The organism is Deinococcus frigens DSM 12807, assembly GCF_000701425.1.
Taxonomy (GTDB): Bacteria; Deinococcota; Deinococci; order Deinococcales; family Deinococcaceae; genus Deinococcus; species Deinococcus frigens.
This window is the reverse complement of record NZ_JNIW01000057.1, coordinates 6,497-23,336: the sequence shown is the minus strand read 5'-3', so window position 1 is coordinate 23,336 and position 16,840 is coordinate 6,497. Positions and strand designations below refer to the sequence as shown.

The window sequence follows — 16,840 nt, the reverse complement described above, 5'->3', positions numbered from 1 at the left end:
CGAGCGGACCATAAATGCTGGTGGGGTCTATGGCTGGATTCTCCAGCCACCGGCGAACTCGGCGTTCACTGCTTTGCGCGAACGTGGCACGGGAGTGGATGTAAGGGAGCCACGCGGGAATGGAACTGCGCTGGGAGAGCAGCAGGCCCGTGACCATCCAGGCCAGCGTGTGAGCGTTGCGGATGTCGTTCCACAATCCACTCTGGATATGGGAGAAGACGGCTTGGTAGAGTCGGGGTGCGTCCCCGGTAGCATTTTCGGTTGTCACAAACAGAAAGTGTCGCCTACCGGGGACGCTTTCTCATAATTTCTGTCAGGCCGTCAGGTCGGTAGTCTCATCTCCGAAACCACGCAAAGGTGTCGGTACTTTTGAGGCCCAATCACGCAAAGGTGTCGGTAGTGACTCCTCAGGATCTATGTCGAGAAATTTGCCTACTGGGACAATGTATTTGGAGTTTCAAGTGAGTGGGCTCGAATTCGATCACGCAAAGGTGTCGGTATACAGCTCCGTGTTCCTAACCGCGAAAGCACACGGCGAAAGCACGAGAGCGGCATCCATCAGAACCCGTTGCTGAATGCAGTAATACAGTAATTGCTGTCATGCCTGAGCTTCGGTGTGTCATGCAGTTTCACAGTGGGTAGCTGTGTTGAGGTGCGATGCCCAGTGACGTGCTTATCTGAAATTAGATATGTGAATGCTCTGAACTTCGTTCTTTAGTGCCCAGTTCATTTATGCCGTTTTGCCTGCGCCAGGCCAAAGCGGTCGCCTGTGCTGCAGGTGGTTGTGGACACAGGGGGGGACAGCGACGATGCGGGCCCTGGCATGAGGTTTAGGGCGGTTTTCGTTTGGGGACTTTCCTCGATGGCTGAGTGACGCTCGCGGTCGGGTCTACTCGACTGAGAACCTTGGCCCACTGGGGCAGACGAGAAGGATCCGGCACTGTGCATTGGTGTCAGAGTCGTGTCAGAGCGCGGTTTCTATGCTCTGTCTACGCTGACCCTCCGGGCACGTCAGGCCCACGCCCCGCCTGTGAAAAGGGGCGATTTTTTTGGTACCAGGTTCGGGAATGGGGGAGAGGAGGAATCACGAGATGGAAGTTCATATCCACGGCTTGATCCACTGTTGCCCACCCCCGCACCATGCATCATGGCGGAAATGACGCTCCTCTCGACTTTCCACCAGGACAGCCGCCCATGACCCGCCGCATCAAACCCAGTCCCCGTCCCCGCTACGAGCAGAACTACCCTGAACACCTGGCCACTGGCGGCGAGCTGCGCGCGCTCGGCCTGCGCCCCGGTACCAGCGAGCCTGATGGCATTCTCGAGTACCAGCATGGGGATCGCAGTGGGATTTGCGCGCTCTACGAGCGGAGCAAGGCGTTACCTATCGCGTCACCGGTGCAGCAACCGTAAGCGCGAGTTCAGCGTGGCCAACGAAGAAGGCGACCTCTCGGCCGCCTTGATTTCTTCAATATAAACCGGTATTCACGGGAAGTCAAACAGGGGCGTCCGATTAGGAATTTGCCGTCCCACTCAACACAAAGCCGGAGAGACCTATACACACCATGCATGCCCATCCCGTCGTTGTCAGGACGTCTGAGGCTGGAGGCTGCCTGTGCGCGGTATAGAGGGCCACCCCCACCCACAAGGCCTCACCCCATCGCTCTGGGCTGCGAATCGTGCCGGCGTCCTGTGACCTGCCGGGTCACCCTGACGCCTCTGCCGTGTGCAGATCCGGCAGCTGCCGTTCCGAGTGCACGACGAGGATCCACGCCACGGCGCCCAGGCCCTGTAGGCACGCCGCCGCTGCGAACCACATGGGCACTGGCACCCGGTCGAGCCAGGGGGACATGAGCAGCAGGCTCAGCGGCATGCCGATGCTCGAGACCATCCCCAGCACACTGAACACCCGTCCCAGGTACTCCCCTGGCACCAGTTGCTGCAGCAGGGTGTTCAGGGGCGTGTTCAGGATCCCGAAGCCCAGACCCAGCACCGCCGACCCGGTCAGCACCACCGGCAGCACCGGCCACGCCCACATCGCGCCGTAGGTCACGGCCGTCAGCAGCAGTCCCGCCGCTGTCGCCCGCCGCACGGGCAGGCGGTTGCCCAGTACCGTGAACAGGACTCCCGCCGCCACCATGCCGGCTGCCTCCAGGGCGAGGAACGCCCCATAGCCCTGGGCGCCTGCGCCCAGGGTAAGCATCAACTTGGGTACGACGACCAGCAGCGGGGCCAGGGTGGCGTTCAGCAGCAGGCCGATCAGCGGGGTGAACGACAGCGTTATCGACCGCCGCATCAGCTGCAGGCCCGCCCGCAGGTCGGCGAGCAGGCCCGGCCCCGCACCAGCGGATCCCCTGGTCTGGGGCAGCACGACCTGGGTGAGCAGGCCGGCCATCAGCAGGAAGCTCACGCCGTCCAGCCCGATGGCCACCGCGGGGGAGAGGGCCGCCACCAGCCAACCGCCTGCCAGGGTGCCGAGCAGCCACGCGCCCTGGCTGACGCTCCCCAACAGACCGTTGGCCCGTGCCAGTTGGTTCGCAGGCACCAGGGCGGGCACTGCGGCGCTCCCCGCCGGTTGAGCGAAGGCGTTGGCCAGACCCGACAGCAGCGCCGCGCCGTTCACCGCCCACAGGGGCACTTCGCCCCAGGCCAGGGCGAGGCCGCCCACCGTGACCTGTAGCAGGCCCTGGGCGAGTGCCGCGCCGATCAGCGGGAGTTTCAGGGGGACGCGGTCGACCCAGGCCCCCATCAACGGCATCAAGAGGTTGGGCGCTAGGGCGCACGCCAGGGTCAGGGCGGTCGCGCGGGCCGACCCCGTCTGCCCGAGCACCAGGAAGCTCAGCGCGATCCCGGACAGGGCCGAGCCCATCCGTGACTGTGCAGTGGCGAACAGCCACAAGAGGAAGGAGCGGTTCCACAAGGTTCGGGCGGTGGTCATGGGGCCATCGTGGCGAGGGCCAACCTGAAGAACTAGGGATTGATTCAGGTAGGATCGCCCTATGGTCAGGTCATGACTGAGGCTCATGCCCTCCCCCACGTGCGCCACGCGCGTGCGGCGCAGGCCTCCCTGCTGTTGGACGTCAGCCTACGCGCCCTGCTCGGCCTGCTGATGACCGCCCCGCGCACCGTCACAGAGGTGGCGACCGCCCTGAACGTCTCTCCGAACCGCGCGCAGTACCTGGTGGGCAAGCTGCACCGGGCTGAGATTGCCACGGTCACGGCCGTGCAGCCCCGGGCGGGCCGTGCGATGCGCCGCTACGGCGTGACGCCTCGCTGGTTCATTCCCTTCGAGGTGACCGGTGCCGACACGCTGGACGCTTTTCTGGCCGCGCAGCTCCTTCCCCGGGTGACACGGATGATGACCCTGACCGCGCAGCAGATGCGGAATCACGCGGATCAGTGGGGCTACTGGCTCGAACAGCATGACGAGACAGGCAGCAACCTGCGTCTGGGCGACGAGCAGGGCCAGGCCAGCGACCTGTTTGTGGGTAAGGCGCCGCTGATGGCGAACGTCGGCACCCTGACGTTGACGGCCCGCCAGGCGCAGGAGCTCAAAGCGCGCCTGATCGCCCTGTTTAACGAGTTCGAAGCGCCGGCGGTCGGGGGCGAGCGCTACAGCGTCGCCGTGCTGCTCGTCAGAGGCGAGGTGGACTGATCACATGGGATCAAGTTCGGCTGCACGTGCCGCACACGCCAGGCAATAGATGCGGTGGATAAGGACAGTGTCCCTGAGGGTGGATTTCAGTGTCCTGCCTGGGTGTCACGGCCAGGCCAGCGCGGTCTGATCACTTGGCCCTTTGGAGCTCGTGGTCGCGCAGGCCCGAGTGCCGCAGCCCGGCCGGGGCCAGCAAGAGGAGTCTCGCGCCCTGGGAGGTCTGGAAGTCCTTGGCCACAGGGCGTCCTGGTGTCATCAGGAAGGATCTGCCGGTGGATAGTGGCTTCTGAAACATATCCCGTGATATCTGCTAGCTTTCTTCCTCAAACTTCCTCGCCCACCTCCCGCCCCAGCCCAGGCAGACGCCATGTCCATCATTTAGGCGTGCCATTTCGGTTCTTCTCGTGCCTGCCTGTGCTGAGGCCTGACCGTCGACTGGGTTCTCCCCTGCTGATCCACTGGTGGCCTTGGTTGTAGACGGTGTGCAGGTTCCGTTTTGGCGTAGGCAGGTGGTGGGGTGAGTGGAAGGGGAGGGCGTGCGGTGGATGAGCGGGCCGCAGCAATGCAGCAGCCCATGCTGCTCACATACCGGTAGATCCATCAGGTCTCGGTCGCGCTCTTGTGACAGCGAGCGAGGGGAACGGCATGGTGCTGGACTTCTCCCCCGTCCCATTCGTGAGGCCGTCAGTCGCTTCCCAGGGCTCTGAGCGCCAAGCCCTCCGCTATCCTCAGACGCATGTATTCGTGTGTCGATCCCGACCCGCTCGCTGGGGATGCTGCTATGACCGGCCGAGCAGGTGATCCGTACAGGAGCACTCCGACCCCTCCACTGTCCGCGGCTGGCCCGACTTCCCGCCAGGGGACAACGAACCCGTGACCCCTCGTCCGGCCGCGTCGACTCCCCTGGAGGAGCTCGCCCTCCTGCGCACCATCGTCGACGAGAGCAGCGACTGTATCAAGGTGCTGAGTCTGGACGCCTGGCTGCTGTCGATGAACGCGGGGGGGCAAGCCGTGATGGAGATCGACAACCTCGAGGTGTGCCGCCACCTATTGTGGCCGGACTTCTGGCAAGGCGAGGCGCGCACACAGCTTGAAGAGGCGCTGGAGGAGGCGCGGGCCGGGGTCAGCCGCACCTTCGAAGGGCCGGCGGCCACCTTCAAGGGCACGCCCCGCTGGTGGTCGGTCAAGGTCTCCCCGATCCTGGACGACCAGGGCGCCGTCACCCAGCTGCTGGCCATCTCCAGGGACATCACGGCCCGCAAGGAGGCTGAACTGGCCCTGCTGGACGTAAACGCCACGCTGGAAGCCCAGGTACAGGCGCGCATCCATCAGATTGAGGTACAGGCGCGGGCCCAGGACGCGTTCGTGACCTTTACCGAGGCGGTTGGCACGCAGGCCGACGTCCTGAGTCTGGCGGGCCAGGCCATTGAGGTGTTGCGGGCGCGGTTCGCGGACGCGAGCATCGGGTATTACGAGCCCGCCGGGGAGCGCTGGTGCGCCCGGGTCTGGAGTGATGACGTGCCGGCAGAGATGGCCGCCCTGATGGCGGCCGGCTTCACCGCGGATGTGCCGATGATCGCCCAGGGGCTCGCTGTCAGGCAGGCGGTCTTCACTGACGCCTGGGACGCCCGGCAGCAGGGCGTGCCCCACTCGGAGCTGTACGGCATGGCGTGCATTTACCCCCTGCTGGTGGAGGGCGAGGTGCGCGGCCTGCTGTCGGTCGGGCTCCGGGAAACCCGTCAGTGGGCGGAGCCCGACCGGGCCCTGGTGCGCGCCGTGGGGCGCGGCCTGGCGCTGTCCCTGGAACGCGCTGACGCCCTCCAGCGGCTGGCCGCGCGGGAGGCTGAACTCCTGCAGGAGCGCACCTTCCTGCGCGCGATCTTACAGAACATGTCCGAAGGCGTGGTGGCCTGCGACGCCCAGGGGGTGTTGACGCTCTTCAACGACGCCACCCACCGCTTCCACGGTCTGGACGCGTCTCCGCTCCGGCCGGACGAGTGGGCCGGGCACTATGCCCTGTTCGGGGGCGACGGCGTCACGCCCCTGGACACTGAGCAGGTGCCGCTCTACCGGGCGTGGCGCGGGGAACAGCTGGAGGGGGTCGATATGGTCATCCGGCCGACGGTGGGGGAACCGCGGCAGGTGCTGGCCAGCGGACAGCCGATGTTCACGCCAGACGGAGAGCCCCTGGGCGCCGTGGTGACCATGCGGGACGTGACCGCGAGCCGGGCGGCGGAACAGCAGCTGGCTGACAGCCACGAGCAACTGCTGCGCGCCAACAGCGAGTTGCGGGCCGCCAACGAAGAACTGCAGGCCTTTGCCTACAGCGTCTCCCACGACCTGCGCACCCCGGTGCGGCACGTCACGGGTTTTGCCGAGCTGGCGCGCAAGGCCCTGAGCCAGCAGGATCCCGACACGGCCCTGCGCCATCTCACGGTCGTGGACACCGCTGCTATGCGCATGTCCGAGCTGATCGACGCCATGCTGCTGTTGTCGCGCACCACCCGGCAGGAGCTCAACATGCGGCCGGTGCATCTCGGACAGCTGGTGGCCCAGGCACAGCGCGACGTGGCCCCCGAGCTGCGGGGGCGGGCAGTGGAGTGGCGGCTGGGCGAACTCCCGGTGGTGGTGGGGGATCAGGCGACCCTTCAGCAGGTGATGACCAACCTGATCGCCAACGCGGTGAAGTTTACCCGCCGCCGGGAACTGGCCGTCATCGAGGTCTGGGCGGAGGAACGCCTGCAGGAGTGGGTGGTGGCGGTGCGCGACAACGGCGCCGGCTTCGATCCCTTGTACCAGGACAAGCTGTTCGGGGTGTTCCAGCGCCTGCATGGTCAGCAGGACTTCGAGGGCACCGGGGTCGGGCTGGCCACGGTGCGGCGCATCATCCTGCGCCACGGGGGTCAGGTCTCCGCTGAGGGACGGGTAGGGCAGGGAGCCATCTTCCGCTTCACGCTGCCGAACGGGCAGTGAGGGCTCAGGGGGACTGGCCAGCCTCACTCTGGTCGTCTTGACCCGTGGCGGCCCACGGACTTCATCGACATGTCCAGAGGCCAGTGGAAGTGCACCGGCAAGACCCCGTCGTGGGGAGGGGAGCCAGGGTGGCAGCGTCCGCCGCGTCACTGGAGGGCGTCACCGCAGGTGGAGAGGCCGGTGCTGTGCTTCGGCCAAAGCGCACCGCCAGCGCGGCGCCGCACTGGCGGCCGGGCGCGCTGGTTTTCAGAATCACCGGTGCTGAGCAGATCAGTGACCCTGACCAGCATGACTGGCCGAGGACGTGGCGAACGACGTTGGATGACATCGGCGGCCTTATCCTAGGCGCCCCCTGCCCCAGCCCAAGTCAAAGCTGCCTCCTGTAAGGCTTGCAAGTGATGTGTGCCTATTTCTTTCCTCTTGTGAGGCTCAGGATTTAGTTGGTATGAAGGGAAGTGGTGCTCACAATCACATATCATCAGAAGGTTGCTATCGCTCCTGCTGGTCGGTGCCCTGCCCCACGCTGTGGCCAGTGCCACCACCTCAACGCCGAGCACTCCGTATCCCCAGCACCAGGCCTGGCAGGACGGGCAGGGTGAACAGCAGGAGGAAGCCGAGGGGGTCGCTGCCGCCCACTGCCGCCCCCAGCGGGCGACCCAGCGCCACCGAGAGCGGGCCACTCAGCCACGTCAGCGCTGTCCACAGCCAACCCTCGGCGCTCGATGCCGCCACGCCCTGCGCGACCCAGCGCGCGGCGAGTAGCACCGAGGTCTGCACTGCGAGGGCCGGCAGCAGTACCCCCAGGCTCCAGACGCCTGGTGCCACCCGGCCGGCCAGGAACCCCAGCAGCAGCGGCCCGAGCACGGGTACCCAGCCGACCAACAGGGCCACCACCAGCAGCATGAACACGTTTATCCAGGGCATGGTGTCAGTGTGGCCTCCTCGCCTCAGGCGAATGATTCACTGCGACCGGGGCAGTCAGTACGCCAGCAGGCGATTTCAAGCCGAACTGCAACATGTTGGCGCACAGGGAAGTATGAGCCGCAAAGGAGATTGCTGGGATAAGGCTGTGCTGGAGAGCTTTTTCAGCTCCCTGAAGAGGGAGCTGCTGGACGGTCAGGTATTCAACAATAGAGGGGAAGCGCGCAGAGACATCTTTGAATACATCGAGGTTTTCTACAACCGGCAGCGCCGCCACTCCTCGCTGGGCGACTTGACACCTTCGGAGTGTGAACGGCAGGCTGAAGCCGCTTAACTGCTGCTACGCAAAACTGGGGCAAGGCCAGGCCAATCTCGGTTCATCTCGCACAGCACGCTGAAGTCGTGCTCATTGGCAGGACGAATTTCGTATCGCACGATCTTGCCGTTCAGGGCGCTCCAGGCGTGGAGTTTGAAGCCATACACCGGCCCAGCGGTGCTGAACCCGTGACGAGCTCCACGGAATTTGCATCGTGGAGCACGTTTGAAGGTCGAGACGGGCAGGGGCTCGGAATCGACTGCGACGAAGTCCAGTTCCTGGACTTCGGTGGCCAGCTGCTCGACCACTCGGGTCAACCGGGCGAGCCGGATACGGGCCTGAGGCTCGGACGGGAACTGCGGAAAGGGATTGAGTTTGAGCAGTCGCCACCAGCGGCTGAAGTGGGGCACCTTGTGCAGCCGCTGGAGAAGGGCGACGGCGATCAATTCAGCGTCGGTAATTTTCTCGTGTGGGTGAAGCAATTTTGGAGGGATATGAGGTGCGATCCAGCGGGCGAGGACGGTGACAGCGTCAGGCAGGGGAAGTAAAGTCAGATCGAGACGGCACATGAGCACCGTCCCAATCGCATTTTTTGAGGTTGGAGTCACCCCCTATTCGCGGTTATTGGATGTAATTTTATGGTGGTCAGACTTCTAGAAAGATTCAGCGAGTGTAATCACCGCACTAAACCTTTCTAGAAAGGCGAATCGTCATTGAGCCAATCGAAATCTGACTCGTTGGGGTCATCTTTCACATATTTAATGTAATCCCGAAGTAAACCTAGCCATTCTGCAGGTGTCGCGGGAATCTCAGACACAACAAATCCAGCTAATGTTTTATCTTTTGTGACAAGATTGATCGTTTTCAGGTCAGTGGTGTGTTCCAAGATTAATGCACGCTCATCAGGAGTGTGCTGAAGCAGGTCAATTCGTCCCCGCCAGATCTCGGAGGGAATATATCCAGTAGTCCGCATGTGGATTTTTCTCGCATCCTCGGTGAGACGGACGCGCACGGTCAGGGTGTGCCTCATAAGTAGCCTCGGCTGGGGAGTGACCAGCGATCCATCTTCCTTCCACCCCCTTTGGCTAACCGAACCGCCCCTTCCGCTCCTGCTCCTACCCAACCCTGTAGACCTTCATGACCTCGTCGCCTAAGTGGTTGATGACCTTCACGGCAATGCGCCCGGTCTCCGGCTTGCCGAAGGGACGGCTGGTGTCGCTGTTCAGGCTGCTCCAGGCTTCGGCATCGACCTCGGCTTTCAGGGTGGTCTTGAGGGCCGTGTAGGGGTCTTGCGCGCCCAGGAAATAGGCGTGGCGCACGAAGAAGCCTTCCTCGTTGTAGTTGGTATCGATAAACCAGCAGGCGATGCCGTCTGCGTCGCTGCTGCGAACCTCGCCGGTCTCGGTCTCCAGCGGCGCGACGCTGACCGTGAACAACGCTGTGGTGACGGGCGGCACCCCGACCGTGAACAACGGTGACCACGTACAGGTGACGCTGACCTCCAGCGCGAGCTACAACACCCCGGCCACCGGAACCGTCACCATCGGCGGTGTGAGTGGCACCTATACGGTCACGACGGCTCAGGACGCGACGAAGCCGACGCTGAGCGTGACCTGCCCCGACGCCACCCAGGTTGTGGGTACAGCCACCGTCTCCTTCGTGAATGGCACGGCTAACGACGACTCGGGTTCGGTCAGCGTCACGCTCTCCAGAAGCGGCGCGACAGCCGCCACCATCGTGAGCGCGCCCGGCTCGTTCGCCATCCCAGATCAGGCGCTCGCGGTGGGTGACAACAGTTTCGTGTTCACGGCCAGCGACGGGGTGAACACTACCACCCTGACCTGCAATGTCTACCGCACCCCCGACACGACGGCGGCCACCTTCACGCTCACGCCAGAGACTGGCGCTACCCGCTCGACGGAATACACCTCGAACACGGTCACAGTCAGTGGCCTGGAGGTGAGTGTGCCGGTGAGCGTGACCGCCGGCAGGCTCATCGTGAATAACGCAGAAGTGGCCAGCACGGGCACGACCGTGAAGAACGGGGACACCGTGCAAATCAAGCTCACCTCCAGCCCGAGCTACAACACGGACGTCTCGAGCATCCTGACCATCGGCGTCACGAACGGCGGGGTGTGGGACACCTACATCATCACCACCGGCCCCGACACCACTGCTCCGACCGTGAGCCTCGCCGCCTCGAGCAACAGTTTCACGGCCGCGGGCAGCGTCACCCTGACGGCCACCGCAGCGGACGACGTGGGTGTGAGCAGGGTGGAGTTCTACGAGGGCGGCACGCTGCTTTCCACGGCCTCCGCCGGCCCGTACATCTCCACCATCACCTACGCCTTCACCGACAACGGCTCTCACAGCTACACCGCCAAGGCATTTGATGCGGCCGGAAACGTCGCCGCCAGCAGCCCCGCCACGACAGTCACCGTCGCCATCCCGGTTCCTGTCATCTCAAGCCTCACCCCGACCTCGGGCTTGCAAACGGGCGGCTACACCTTCACCCTGACCGGCACCAACCTCACCGGCGGCCAGGTGAAGTTCGGCGCGGCTGACGTGGCTGACGAGGCTGTGAACGCACAGGGAACGCAGATCACCGGCACGGTACCGGCTGGAACAGCGGGGTCGGTGGGTGTCACGGTGAGCACGAGCGGTGGTACTTCTGGCCCGACAACCTTCACCTATGGCTTAACTGTCACCAGCAGTGCGGACTCCGGTGATGGTAGCTTGCGTTCCGTCGTTTCAGGTGCCGCTCCCGGAGATGCAATTTTCTTTGCACCATCGGTGAGCACGATTACGCTTGGTAGTCAGATTATCTTGGACAAGAATTTGACCATCACTGGTGCGGTTACATTGAATGGCGGTGGCGGTACTCGCATGTTCGACGTGCCATTGGGGGTAAGTGTGACACTGCGCCAACTCACCATAACCAATGGATTTGCTTGGAGCCAAGGTGGCGCGATTTCTAACATGGGCACTTTAGAGCTTGAAGGTGTTACTATAAGTAATAGTCGTGTTTTGGGATCGGATGGAGCTGTGGGATCCACATCCTACTCTTCTTATCCTTACGGTGCTTGGGGAGCCTCGGGAAATAGCGGTAATACCGCGTATGGCGGCGCGATATACAATGGAGCCACGCTCAATCTGATCAGAGTCACGATTATGAACAACAGCGCCTCGGGCGGCAATGGCGGCAGAGGGGGAGATGGTTTCTATGGTGGCGAATATTATTCAGGAGGCTGGGGCGGTCGTGGAGGAGACGCTGGCAGTGGTTATGGCGGAGGTATATACAACGAGGGTAACCTTTCTATAGTGGACAGTCAAGTGAGTAATAATAGGGCTGCCGGTGGATTTTCAATGGGTGGTAACGGTGGAGCGGGAGGATATCTCATCACCACCTTTTCCTATCGTTGTGGGCTCAGTACCTGTTATAGTAGCTCCCGTACTGATTACAATGGCGGTAATGGCGGTGATGGCGGTATATCGGGGAGTGCATCGGGAGGCGGGATATTCACCTCCAATCCGGCCTTCTCGTCGTCCGGTACCAGCTACACGAATAATGCCGTGCAAGATGGTTACAGTGTAGGCGGTAGAGGTGGGGAGGCTGGAGGACGCGGCGCCAGCGCAGGCAGCAGTGGAAGGGCAGGTGCTGCGGGTACAGCTACGTCACCCGAGCACAACTAGCGTCCTAAAAATGCAGGTTGTCATGAGGTTCACCCTTTTGATACTAAGCGGTGAACCTCATGACTCAGAATTGAGGTAAAGCCCCCCGCGTCCATACCTGCGACGCGGCCTCGGTCCTCAAGGGAATCAGAGCGTCCTCGGTACCTGACAGGTTGAGGGAAATGGCGTCCAGGACGCAAAAAGGAACGGCAAAGGGCGGCAAAAGGGTGAGGGAACCCACAGACGCTTTGACGGCTGGGGACTTCGACAGTGATGGAGACCTCGTCTTGCCGGACACTGGCTTGGGCTACCTCGATAGGCTGCGCAACGATGGCTCAGGCAACTTCACGCACTCGGTGGCGGGTTATGCGGAGCCGCGCGTCAAATCTGTGACGGCTGGGGAATTCGACGGGGATGGCGACCTCGACCTCGCCGTGACGAGCTGGGGCTTCAGCGGGGGGGACCCCAACATCGTCTCAATCTTAAAGCAGCTACCGTACGGTGCGCTTTTTGAGGACCGGATTCTCTTGTGCTAGGCGCCTCACCCGCCCCGCTCGAGACAGGTGCTGGGGCGGAGCGGTGCTGACAAGGTGGGCGTGAGCAAGGTGGAATTCGACGAGAGCAGCACCCTGCTCTCCACGGCCACCACCAGCCCGTACAGCTCCAGGGTCAACTTCGCTTCCACGAACAACGGCGCATGCCTACACGGCCAGAGACATTCGACGCGGCCGCGAATAGCGCCACCAGCAGCTCGGCCACCAACGTGACGGTCACTATCCCGGATGCGGTTCCCCTGTTCACGTTCACTTCCACTGCCGCGGGCTCCTCCCACTCCTGCGCCCTCACCTCGAGCGGACAGGCCTACTGCTGGGGCTACAACGGCTTCGGCCAGCTCGGCGACAACACCACCACGTTCCGTCTCACGCCGACACAGGTCGTCAGCCCGTAGTAGTCCTCCCATTCACGCCTGTTTTGGCTCGTCTTTCCCGCGGGCCACCTGATCCTCAAGAGTCAGTCGAACGAGAGCGGGCGAGCGGTTGTGAAGACGCTCGCCCGCTTCCCCTGTTTGTTGAGCGGCCGTGTACGGGTGGTGTTGATGGCGACCTGGACCTCGCCGTGTCGAGCCAGGGCTACAGCGGGGGCCGCAACGTCGTCTCGATCTTTAAGCAGCTGCCGTGCGGTGCGCTGTTTGAGGGCCGGATTCTCTTGTGCTAGGCGCCTCACCCGCCCCGCTCGAGACAGAAGCTCGAGCGGGGCGGTGCTGTCCGCCTCGCCATGGGATGCGGGCGCCACACGGCCCGCTTAGCCAGTGACGGGGTGCCGGGTGTGCCTGGGCCTGACGGATGAAAGCAGGCAGACCCACAAGACGCCCTCCTGGGTGCGGTGTACGGCTCGCGCACCTTCCCGCCTGACCGGCTGAGGGACTACTGTGCACGCTCACCCACGACACGCTTTCGGCCTCATGGGGTCATGCTGGCGAGCACGAAGCGGGCCTTTTCCAGCCTGGTCGCCGACGTGCTCGGGCAGCGCTGAAGGGCGTCAGTGTTGCGCTGCACCGGGAAGCGCGGAACCTTGAAAAGCACCCTTAGGGCAGGAGCTGGGTGCCGGGTTAGGGCAACACCACCCCAGCGACTCACAGCAAGGTTGGCAACTCGGCCAACTGCGTCATGAGCGCGGGCAGCGGGAGCGGCTCTGCAAGATGCCCGTCACCGACCGGCACCCGCTGCTGGAGGAGGTCGAGCTCGCCCCGCTCTGGGAGGGGAGGTTCGATCTTCTCCTCAAGCCGCAACAGGTTGAAGGTTCGCAGGCACTCCGAAGCCAGGAGGGGCTCTCCGTACCGCCAGGCCAGGCGGGCGAAGACCGGCAGGAGGATGACAATGTCGGCCAGCAACACGGCGCCCTGATACTCCTGCACTGCATGCAACAGCTGATGTTTCGCCTCGGACAGGCGCCCCTCGTCCAGCGCCATGCGGCCGTAGAGTGCGAAGCAGGCCGCGCGGGTCTGGGCCGCCCGCCGATGTTCCAGCAGGTGCAGGCTCTGCTCCAGGAACTGGCGGGCCCCGGCGTGGTCGGCCCGGTAATACTGCAGCGTGGCCTGGTCGGCCAGGCACTCCGCGAGGTACCGGGTACCGCCCAGGCGCTCCAGGAGCGCGCGGCACGCCGCGTACGCTTCTTCTGCGGCCGTCAGCTGACCGCTGTCACGTAGATGGTTCGCGAGGTGCAGGGTCGCCAGCGCCTGCTGCCAACTGCCCGCGTACTGCCGGGCGTGCGTGACCGCAAAGCGCAGCAGTGGCTCGGCCGCCCCGTACTGACCGGCGCGCGAGAGGTACTGGCCGAGGTAGCTGTGGGCGTAACTCTCCAAGGTGTGATTGCCGGCACCCGCCGCGATGCGCAGGCCCCGCTCCATATCCCGGCGGGCGGCGACTGGCTCGCCCAGCTGACTCAGCAGCAGGCCACGCTGTATCAGAGCGACGAGCAGGATGTCGGGCAGGTGGTGCTCCTCGGCAAGTTCAGTGGCTTCGGTCAGCATGGAGAGCGCCGTGTCCGTGTCGCCGAACACCCGGCTGAGTACTCCAGCTCCCCTCAATAGGATGGCTCGGCCGCTGGGCGAGACGCGGGGGTGCTGGAGCGCCCGCATGATTTGCCGGAGACCCCAGGTATAGCTCTCACGGCAGTACCCGAAGATCCACAGTGCGCGCTGCATCCGGGCCATCAGATCCGGCTGGTCATGCTGCTGGCACCACTCGGTCGCCTCGCGCAGGTTGGCCTGATCGGCGGAGAGCGGACCGAACCAGTGTTCCTGATTCGGTCCGTACAGCTCCGGGCCGGCCGTCTCAGCCAGTGCTACGAAGAAGTGCGTGTGCGCTTCGCGGGCGGCGGCCTGGAGTTCGGGCGTCCGGGCGAGTTGCTCGGCGGCGAACTGGCCCAGCAGGGGGTGCATCTCGTAGCGTTCGGCGGCCGTCAGGCGCAGCAGGGATCGGTCGATCAGCGTGGTCAGCAGGGAGGCCGAGGCCCCCGCCACGTGGATGGCCGCCTGCAGGGTAAATCCGCCCTGAAAGACGGCCACGCGCCGCAGCACGTCCTGCTCCGGAAGGGTCAGGCGCTGCCAGGACTGGTTGAACACCGCGCGCAGGCTGGTGTGCCGTCCCGGCTGGGGAAGCGCTTCGGTGGTCAGCAGGTTCAGGTTGTGCGCCAGCTCGTCGGCCAGCTCGGCCAGGGGCAACTTTCTGACCCAGGCCGCCGCCAGTTCTATGCCCTGCGGCAGGCCCCCCAGCAGGCTGCACAGCCGGTCAAGCACCACGTCTTGTTCGGCGGTGGGCTGAAAGTCCGGCTGAACCAGGCGGGCCCGCTGCACAAAGAGCGTGGCCGCGTCCCCTGCCGCCCCGCCGCTCAGACCACCCAGTGGGTAGAGCACCTCGCCGCTGAGGTGGAGGGGTTCCCGGGACGTGATCAGGATTCGCAGGGCAGGACAGGCGGCCAGCAGCGCCGCGACCACCTCGGTTCCGTCGCCGGCTTCGCGGTCGATCAGGTGCTCGAAGTTGTCGAGCACCAGCACGGTGGGCTGCCCACGCAGAACATGGACGAGCAGGGGAAGCCCGTCGCTGTTGCGTGCAGGGCTCAGATCCAGCGTGTCCAGAATCCGGGCCGGGATCAGGTTGGCGTCCGGAACACTTTCCAGGGAGACCCAGGCCTGCTGACCTCCCAGCCGCGCCCGGATCTGGCCAGCGACCTCGGCGGCCAGCCTGGATTTCCCCACGCCGCCGGGGCCGAGGACGGTGACCAGCCCGGCCGGGGCGCGCTCCAGCAGGGCAAGGACTTCTCTGATCTCCCGCTCGCGGCCCACCAGGGCGTCAGGCCGGCCCTCCAGTTCTGAACTCCGGTCAGGGGAATGCCCTGGGGAGGCGGTAGCCACAGGCGCCAGGGCCAGGCCGAACTCTGCCGCGAGCTTTCGAACGGCAGCGGTCGCCCCGTGCTGGCCCTGCACCAGCACCGGGTACAGCAGCTTCAGGTCCTCAGGGCTGGGCGGGCACGCTCCTGGAACATACAGCGCCCGTACCGCCCACTCCGCAGCCACCGCGTGGTCGCCCGAGCGGGCCACGTCGCCCGCGGCCCGGCGGTAGACGCTGCGCACCAGGCCTGCCAGTTCCTCGCGGGTGGTGTGGATCCACTCCTCCAGTTCCTCTCCGCCGGTGCCGCCGGTGCCCCGCAGAAACGGGCCCTGGTAGAGCCGCTCCACATCGGCGACCGCGTTCTGGCGTGCCGCTTTCCGCAGCTCGGTAGCATCGGTCAGGATCTGGCCCACCACCAGCGTCTCGGTGCTCTCGCAGCCCCCCGGCACATTCTGGCGCAGGTGGTGCAGGGCCATGCGCAGGTTCGCTGGCGGATCCTTGGACTCGGGCCAGAACAGCTTGGCCAGGGTTCGCCGAGGTTGCGGGCCTTCGAGGGCGAGGTAGGCCAGCAGGAGCAGCAGTTTGGGCCGCTTCAGTCCAGCACCCGGCAGCTCCAGTCGACCCAGGGTGATCAATTTCATGACTCAGTGTAGTCATGTTTTGAGAAGGATGAGAACGCCCTTTCAGGGGTTTACGCCAAGTTTACGGCCTTTAAATGACAATAACCCAACGCTCATTCCTGGGCTTTGCTTTGCCCTGCGTGCAAACCATTTCCGTCACTTCCATCCCACCGGCCAGATGGCCAGGAGTTCTCCTATGCGTACCCGCACCACCCTGTCCCTCCTCGGCCCGTCCACGCTGTGGCTGCTACTGTCCGCGTGCGGACAGACGCCCACCGCCGCCGTTCCCTCTGCCGCGGCGCCCAGAACCGGCGCCCCGACCACCCGCGCCCTCACCGTGCAGACCCTGCAGGCTGCACAGGTCACCGCCTGGGGCGACAACTATTATGGCCAGCGCAACATTCCCGCCGGCCTGACGGGCGTCACCGCCATCGCGGCGGGTCGATACCACAACCTGGGGCTCAAGAGCGACGGCACCGTGGTGGGCTGGGGCTTAAACGACTTTGGCCAGACCACCATTCCCGCCGGCCTGACGAACGTCACCGCCATCTCGGCCGGTGCGTTCCACAGCCTGGCGCTCAAGAGCGACGGCAGCGTGGTGGGCTGGGGCGACAACGGCTTTGGCCAGGCCACCAGTCCCGCCGGCCTGACGGGCGTCACCGCCATCGCGGCCGGTACGTTCCACAGTCTGGCGCTCAAGAGCGACGGCACCGTGGTGGCCTGGGGCTTCAACAACTATGGCCAGACCACCATTCCCGCCGGCCTGAAGGGCGTCACCGCCATCGCGGCCGGT

General features: G+C 64.5%; 12 protein-coding genes and 3 pseudogenes. 8 read left to right on the top strand and 7 right to left on the bottom strand.

Annotation, left to right across the window (positions count from 1 at the left end):
- Nucleotides 1-268, bottom strand: a pseudogene (locus Q322_RS22655) (transposase); the annotation flags it as partial.
- Between the two features lie 926 nt (nucleotides 269-1,194).
- On the opposite strand from Q322_RS22655, the gene Q322_RS0116045 reads away from it, so the two are divergent.
- Nucleotides 1,195-1,413, top strand: coding sequence for a hypothetical protein (locus tag Q322_RS0116045; RefSeq protein WP_029478900.1), 219 nt, complete (start codon nucleotides 1,195-1,197; stop codon nucleotides 1,411-1,413).
- A 292-nt stretch (nucleotides 1,414-1,705) separates the two neighbouring features.
- Here the strand turns inward: Q322_RS0116045 and Q322_RS0116040 are convergent, their stop codons facing one another.
- Complete coding sequence (locus tag Q322_RS0116040; RefSeq protein ID WP_029478899.1) at nucleotides 1,706-2,938, bottom strand: MFS transporter; 1,233 nt, start codon at nucleotides 2,936-2,938, stop codon at nucleotides 1,706-1,708.
- Nucleotides 2,939-3,010: 72 nt separating this feature from the next.
- On the opposite strand from Q322_RS0116040, the gene Q322_RS0116035 reads away from it, so the two are divergent.
- Together Q322_RS0116035 and Q322_RS21895 are read left to right on the top strand one after the other, a co-directional pair.
- Nucleotides 3,011-3,655, top strand: a complete 645-nt coding sequence (locus tag Q322_RS0116035) for a helix-turn-helix domain-containing protein (RefSeq protein ID WP_156953108.1) — start codon at nucleotides 3,011-3,013, stop codon at nucleotides 3,653-3,655.
- An 873-nt stretch (nucleotides 3,656-4,528) separates the two neighbouring features.
- Nucleotides 4,529-6,628 carry a PAS domain-containing sensor histidine kinase gene (locus tag Q322_RS21895; protein WP_029478897.1) on the top strand — a complete coding sequence of 700 codons (2,100 nt, stop codon included), beginning with the start codon at nucleotides 4,529-4,531 and terminating at the stop codon, nucleotides 6,626-6,628.
- A gap of 543 nt (nucleotides 6,629-7,171) precedes the next feature.
- Here Q322_RS21895 and Q322_RS0116020 read toward each other — a convergent pair.
- Nucleotides 7,172-7,552 carry a hypothetical protein gene (locus Q322_RS0116020; protein ID WP_034418824.1) on the bottom strand — a complete coding sequence of 127 codons (381 nt, stop codon included), beginning with the start codon at nucleotides 7,550-7,552 and terminating at the stop codon, nucleotides 7,172-7,174.
- A 13-nt stretch (nucleotides 7,553-7,565) separates the two neighbouring features.
- Between Q322_RS0116020 and Q322_RS0116015 the strand changes: the two are divergent.
- Nucleotides 7,566-7,883, top strand: a pseudogene (locus Q322_RS0116015) (transposase); the annotation flags it as partial.
- Nucleotides 7,884-7,912: 29 nt separating this feature from the next.
- On the opposite strand, the pseudogene Q322_RS22650 reads toward Q322_RS0116015, so the two are convergent.
- The 3 genes and pseudogenes from Q322_RS22650 to Q322_RS0116005 all read right to left on the bottom strand — a co-directional run.
- A pseudogene (locus Q322_RS22650) lies at nucleotides 7,913-8,434 on the bottom strand (transposase); the annotation flags it as partial.
- 125 nt (nucleotides 8,435-8,559) lie between these two features.
- On the bottom strand, nucleotides 8,560-8,895 hold the full coding sequence (locus Q322_RS23520; RefSeq protein WP_162176633.1) for a hypothetical protein: 336 nt from the start codon (nucleotides 8,893-8,895) through the stop codon (nucleotides 8,560-8,562).
- Between the two features lie 85 nt (nucleotides 8,896-8,980).
- The gene (locus Q322_RS0116005) at nucleotides 8,981-9,322 is read right to left on the bottom strand and encodes a hypothetical protein (RefSeq protein WP_034418822.1); all 342 of its coding nucleotides are present in this window, start codon (nucleotides 9,320-9,322) and stop codon (nucleotides 8,981-8,983) included.
- Between Q322_RS0116005 and Q322_RS0116000 the strand changes: the two genes are divergently transcribed.
- The 3 genes from Q322_RS0116000 (at nucleotide 9,294) to Q322_RS24995 (ending at nucleotide 12,486) form a co-directional block, all read left to right on the top strand.
- Nucleotides 9,294-11,558 (top strand): beta strand repeat-containing protein, encoded by a 2,265-nt coding sequence (locus Q322_RS0116000; protein ID WP_162176632.1) that lies wholly within the window; start codon nucleotides 9,294-9,296, stop codon nucleotides 11,556-11,558. The genes Q322_RS0116005 and Q322_RS0116000 overlap by 29 nt on opposite strands.
- 542 nt (nucleotides 11,559-12,100) lie before the next feature.
- The gene (locus Q322_RS25000) at nucleotides 12,101-12,304 is read left to right on the top strand and encodes an Ig-like domain-containing protein (RefSeq protein WP_425388239.1); all 204 of its coding nucleotides are present in this window, start codon (nucleotides 12,101-12,103) and stop codon (nucleotides 12,302-12,304) included.
- Nucleotides 12,235-12,486, top strand: a complete 252-nt coding sequence (locus tag Q322_RS24995; protein WP_029478890.1) for a hypothetical protein — start codon at nucleotides 12,235-12,237, stop codon at nucleotides 12,484-12,486. Before Q322_RS25000 ends, Q322_RS24995 begins: the two co-directional genes overlap by 70 nt.
- 684 nt (nucleotides 12,487-13,170) lie before the next feature.
- Here Q322_RS24995 and Q322_RS21145 read toward each other — a convergent pair.
- Nucleotides 13,171-16,068 carry an ATP-binding protein gene (locus Q322_RS21145; protein WP_034418817.1) on the bottom strand — a complete coding sequence of 966 codons (2,898 nt, stop codon included), beginning with the start codon at nucleotides 16,066-16,068 and terminating at the stop codon, nucleotides 13,171-13,173.
- Nucleotides 16,069-16,243: 175 nt separating this feature from the next.
- Here Q322_RS21145 and Q322_RS24050 point away from each other — a divergent pair.
- Nucleotides 16,244-16,840: RCC1 domain-containing protein (locus Q322_RS24050; protein ID WP_425388238.1), on the top strand; the 597-nt coding region annotated here is incomplete at its 3' end.

Excerpts from the sequence above, each read along its gene's own strand:
- Q322_RS21145 (WP_034418817.1), bottom strand. The coding sequence starts at position 16,068 with ATGAAATTGATCACCCTGGGTCGACTGGAGCTGCCGGGTGCTGGACTG.
- Q322_RS24995 (WP_029478890.1), top strand. The coding sequence starts at position 12,235 with ATGCCTACACGGCCAGAGACATTCGACGCGGCCGCGAATAGCGCCACC.
- Q322_RS0116020 (WP_034418824.1), bottom strand. The coding sequence starts at position 7,552 with ATGCCCTGGATAAACGTGTTCATGCTGCTGGTGGTGGCCCTGTTGGTC.
- Q322_RS0116045 (WP_029478900.1), top strand. The coding sequence starts at position 1,195 with ATGACCCGCCGCATCAAACCCAGTCCCCGTCCCCGCTACGAGCAGAAC.
- Q322_RS0116035 (WP_156953108.1), top strand. The coding sequence starts at position 3,011 with ATGACTGAGGCTCATGCCCTCCCCCACGTGCGCCACGCGCGTGCGGCG.
- Q322_RS0116040 (WP_029478899.1), bottom strand. The coding sequence starts at position 2,938 with ATGACCACCGCCCGAACCTTGTGGAACCGCTCCTTCCTCTTGTGGCTG.
- Q322_RS23520 (WP_162176633.1), bottom strand. The coding sequence starts at position 8,895 with ATGAGGCACACCCTGACCGTGCGCGTCCGTCTCACCGAGGATGCGAGA.